The following is a 4,515-nucleotide window of genomic DNA, read 5'->3' on the forward strand; positions in this document are numbered from 1 at the left end:
ATTGTTACTGTGGTAAGTACAATTTTCCCTGATAAGACGGGCATTCTCTGTTTAACGCGCCGCTAGATTCCGATCCCGATCGGTGGATTTAGGTTAAGCTGAGGTCATGCCGCCAGGCTTCACCAATCGGGAACGCCGTCTTCCGTTTGCCCGCGGGGTCTTTTCGAGTTGCAACAGCCACCCGAAAATAGACGGGACGCAGCCATACGAGCAGTTCGTCGGCGAGTGAGTCAGTGGGAGCGCAAAGCTCTAGAGCTAGGACGCTACTGAGGATGTCGACGGCGCCAACCCTCGTGATGGTCGGATGAAGGAGGCGCGTCAGAAACGGTCCCGAGAGCAGTCGCTTCATGATTGTTACTGAAACGGGAAATGCCGCAGCGGCTCCGTGGGTCTCCAGCTCGAACGCCGCGTGCATGGCAAGTGGGAAACACCCCGCATGTTCTTCGGTTTTAGCCCAAGCGCTGATAACTTGCCACAGCGTCATGAATTGGTAGAGGTCGAAGGCCGGGTGGCGCTTGAGCTGCGCCAACGTTTGGTCAGCACGGCGAATGCGAGGAAAGTCCGCGACGGGCAGTTGGGATTGAACGTCGAGGCCCGGTCCGACCCAGCGATTGTGCTGGCGGCACACGAAGCCGGCAACGTGCGGATACTGGATGACTCGTTCCCCAGCCGCACAAAGCGAACATAGTAGGTAGGCGTCGCCAAGAAGTTGGGTGCAAGCGCACTTTTCCGCCTGGCAGCGCGGGACGGCACGGAGTCGTTGATTCTTGAACCAGCCTTCCGGCAACTGGCCGAGGGCCTCTGTGCCTGTCGCGAAGAGCTCGTCTTTGTCGATTTCGGCGCGTACTCGAAGCACGCTCGCGCTAAGGCGAGTCTGTGTCAGGAACTCGATAGAGTTCGCATTCTTTAGTCTATTAAAGTAGCTCTCCGCTGTTTCCAAATGACGCACTTTGACGCTGAATGGGAGCCCACGAAGTTCCTGCATTTCAGCCTTAACCTTGAAGGTCTGCACCGCGTTCGGCCGCGAGGTCGAGCGGAATTGAGTCGAGTAGCTCGCGCGTGATTCTCTCTTCGCCGTGCTCACGGACGGCATCAGAGAGAATCAACTCGATAGCAGCAGAACGTATTAGATACCCCAGCGAACCGATAGAGCCGCCAGTTCGGCTGAAAAGATACTCTGCGTGTCCCTCAAGGTATCGCTCGCCCGCGCTGATGAGTCCTACGCCGGTCTCGAATGCTCGCACTGTCAATCCCCACTCGTCGCGGTCTTGCAGATTTCCGTAGGAGTGAGGCAGCATCCGCCGCAGTGCGAACCTTCCTGCTATCTGAAGCCCTTCGTCTCCTGCAAGTAGCCCGTTCTTCTCAAGGTTGACCCCGCAGTAGATAAAGGTCGCGGGCAAGGCGTTCGAGAGGCCCTTCAACGCCCGGATGGCATCTCGTGTGTTTGCAGAACTGTTGTTCAGGTTATGGACTTCGTCGACGACAATGAGCGCAGTACGGCCGCGGAGCATCGTCTGCGTCGCCATGTATGTGAGCTCCTCGAGCGTGAATCGTGGCCCTCGGGTCATGCCGAGAAAGTCACAGAATTGATGCATCATCGACTTCGCAGTCGCGGCGGGAGGAACATCGATGAACACGACCGGCACAATGCCCTCGGGCCTTGGGTCGGAGTAGTCCGCAAGATATCGATTCATCGTCGCTCGCAGTATTGCCAGCGCGGTATGCGTCTTGCCGGCGCGAGATGGGCCACTTAGGAGAAGTCCGTGGCGTCCTGAAGCTTTTCCATAGTTGGAGCGCAACAATCTGCGCACATCGCTGAGCGCTGCTTTGACTGCTGGAGTGTCTACAGTGAGCTCGCGATTGAGGTAAAGGATGCGGGCATCGTCATGTGCCTCCTTCTCCTCTTCGCTTAGCGTCAGGTATTCCTCGGCCGTCAACGTTCTGGGTTTGCTCGACGCTCGGAGCAAGTAGCGCTGAAGCCCGGCAAGATTCGTGAGGGATTCAGCGGGTGTGACATCAAGCAATTTCATCAGATGGCCTCATTCCTGTCCCAAAGGCCGCCGGTCTTCGTCCCCGTTGCCTTGATAGTGCGGTCAATGTAGGGGAGTTTGCGGAGTTCGTCTTCCTTCGGGACCACGGCTTTGGCTTTCGGGCGCGGCACGTAGTCACGTGCCACGAGTTCGTCAGCGGTCTTCTTCCGTCCCTTCTTCACTTCGTTCTTCACGAGTTCGGGCTCTCGTCTTTCAAGAATCTGTTGAAGCTCGGCAACATGGTCAATGCTCCCTTCTAGACCTTGGACCCTCGCGAGCTCGCGAGCGGCCTGCCACGTCTCAGCGAAGAATGGCAAGTCCAAGTTGCCGACGTTCTTCCAGCCGCACTCCATCCATTTGGCGTCGTCGTAGTTTCGGACCCAGATGGCCGTGGGGTTGTAGGGGTCGAACCGTATCTCCCACTTTCCGTTCACGGACTTCCGTGGCGACTTTGTCTCTCTGAACGGGTGCAACTGTGGCGAATCGTAGACACGGTTTTTGAGGTGCACCCCGTCTCGCATGATGTTGCGTGTTGTTGAGGGGAGCAGCTCGATATAGTCACTTTCTGAAATCGGCAGGGTGAGGCTTGGCGATACACCGATTGACGCCGAGTACATCTGATTCGGTGTCAGGAGGACTGACGGCGAGAGCGGGTCAGAAAGTCCCTTATGGGCGCGATTTTGCCAAACTCTTACGACCCATTCCTCGAAGATTTCGTGGAGACTCAGTATTGGGTACAACGGCTGCTCTTCAACTTTGTAACCCCTGTTCCCGGGGGAGTTTCCGACATACCCGCTGAGGTACTGGGTGAAAAGGCTGTTGATGCTGCCAAATGTTCGCTCGACTTTGCCTTTGTCGGAAGGCGTGAATGGCGCAGATTCCAAAACGCTGATGCCGTACTTCGCGCACGCGGAAGTGAACGTGCGTGAGAGGTAATCTTTGCCGTTGTCTGTCGTGATGGTCTCGGGAACGATGTACGGCATCGCCAGGGCATCTTCAAATCGTTCGTCAAGTGAGAGCAACTTTCCATACGGGAGCCCTGACTGCGCCATCCGCATCTGCTCCGAATGATGAGGCCGGAAGGGTGCTGGCACGAATGCGCGTGCCAGAAGAAGCGCCTGGTCCACACCTTTGAGAGCCTCTGGCCGCATAACGAAGGAGATGATGCTGCATGTGAATACGTCGATGAGGAGTGAGACTGTCACGCGGCAGGGCTTGCCGCGTTCGTCGAACGCTAAGACGTCCATCTTCGTCGAGTCGATTTGCGCGAATTCGCCGGGACGCGTGGCAGCTATGGCGCCGTAGGTGTGCTGCGGACTACGGGCACGAGAACGGCGTCGCGTCGCTAGCCCAAAGGTTTCCTTTCCTGCCGAAAGCGCATCTAGGTACCGGTAGAGCGTCGAAACATGCGGGAGCGTAACCTCGTCACCGTATTTCCGGCGAAGCTCCTTCTTCGCATCCGCCATGACTTTACCCCGGGTGACGGTAGAACGTTCCGTCTGGTCGCTGATTACTGTTTGCAGGACTTCGATGATGCGTTCGTCCGCGCGGTTGAGTGGCCCTTCTCTTCGAAACGCCCGCCGGTCCACCAACCCCGCGAACCCTACGTCGTTGTAGGCGCGCACCTTTCTCCAAAGAGTCCGAGCGGTCACGGGTTGTCGAATTGGAGGGGCTGCGAGTTCGAGTCTTTTACGCTCGATGCGCTGTGTCAGCGTACTTGTCTCGGGGTCGTACTCCGGTCGCGATTGCTCTACGCATCCGGCAGATTGCGAATAGCCGAAAAGCACCTCCTCGACGTGCTGGCACCAGAAATCTGCTTCTGCGTTCGCTTTCTTGTTCAAAGTGGCAACGGCACTAATGTCTCGTTCGCGCGGAATTGGAACCGTTTCGACTGCTTCAAGCCGTTCACGCATGAAGAGCTCACTAACGTGTATGTGACGGTAGTCATCTGATTCGAGATTGCGCAGCGTCAGCGTTGAGTTTGCGATGTCGACTACTCGGTAATTTCCACCGTCGAGAACGACTTCGCTACCCAGCCATACTTGCCTAGGCATATTTCACCGCCTGGATGAGGTGGTGCTGCGTGAGTGGCGTCCTCATGTTGATGTTCAGCGCACGCTTCCAAAGCAGGTGGTAGCTCCACGCGACGACTAGAGCGGGGTTGCACTGCGGGAGGGCAGCTACGACCTCGCCAACTCGTTTCGGTTGTGCATAGGAGTCGAGAAGCGTCAGTTCGATTTCAGCGGGAGGAGCATTCCGCTCGTGGCGGTATCCTGCGAGCCATTGCACGTTCTTGAGGTAGGTCGGGTCTATCCAGGCAAACACGTCGTAGTTCCATCCAATCTTGCGGCAGACCTCACGCGTCGCGAGGAAGCTGGCGTTTGCTCGGTTGAGTATTTGAGGCTTTGAGAGCCACCCGATCGTGCCGTTCAGAGCCAGCGATCGTGCGGAAGAGAGCCAGTGGCGGTGTGTCTGGGAGCCACCG

Annotated in this window: 4 protein-coding genes; all 4 read right to left on the reverse strand. The window is 57.2% G+C overall.

The features are described 5' to 3' along the window. Positions 1-88: 88 nt before the first annotated feature. Positions 89-1,012, reverse strand: coding sequence for a hypothetical protein (locus tag RCH12_RS18350; RefSeq protein WP_327017860.1), 924 nt, complete (start codon positions 1,010-1,012; stop codon positions 89-91). After that, positions 993-2,030 carry a TniB family NTP-binding protein gene (locus RCH12_RS18355; RefSeq protein WP_327017861.1) on the reverse strand — a complete coding sequence of 346 codons (1,038 nt, stop codon included), beginning with the start codon at positions 2,028-2,030 and terminating at the stop codon, positions 993-995. The genes RCH12_RS18350 and RCH12_RS18355 overlap by 20 nt, the downstream gene beginning before the upstream one ends. Next, the gene (locus RCH12_RS18360) at positions 2,030-4,084 is read right to left on the reverse strand and encodes a Mu transposase C-terminal domain-containing protein (RefSeq protein WP_327017862.1); all 2,055 of its coding nucleotides are present in this window, start codon (positions 4,082-4,084) and stop codon (positions 2,030-2,032) included. Before RCH12_RS18360 ends, RCH12_RS18355 begins: the two co-directional genes overlap by 1 nt. Then, positions 4,077-4,515, reverse strand: a 439-nt coding sequence (locus RCH12_RS18365) for a hypothetical protein (protein ID WP_442784596.1), incomplete at its 5' end; no start/stop codon positions are given. The genes RCH12_RS18360 and RCH12_RS18365, both read right to left, overlap by 8 nt.

This window comes from Cryobacterium sp. MP_3.1 (assembly GCF_035984795.1).
GTDB classification, from domain to species: Bacteria; Actinomycetota; Actinomycetes; order Actinomycetales; family Microbacteriaceae; genus Cryobacterium; species Cryobacterium zongtaii.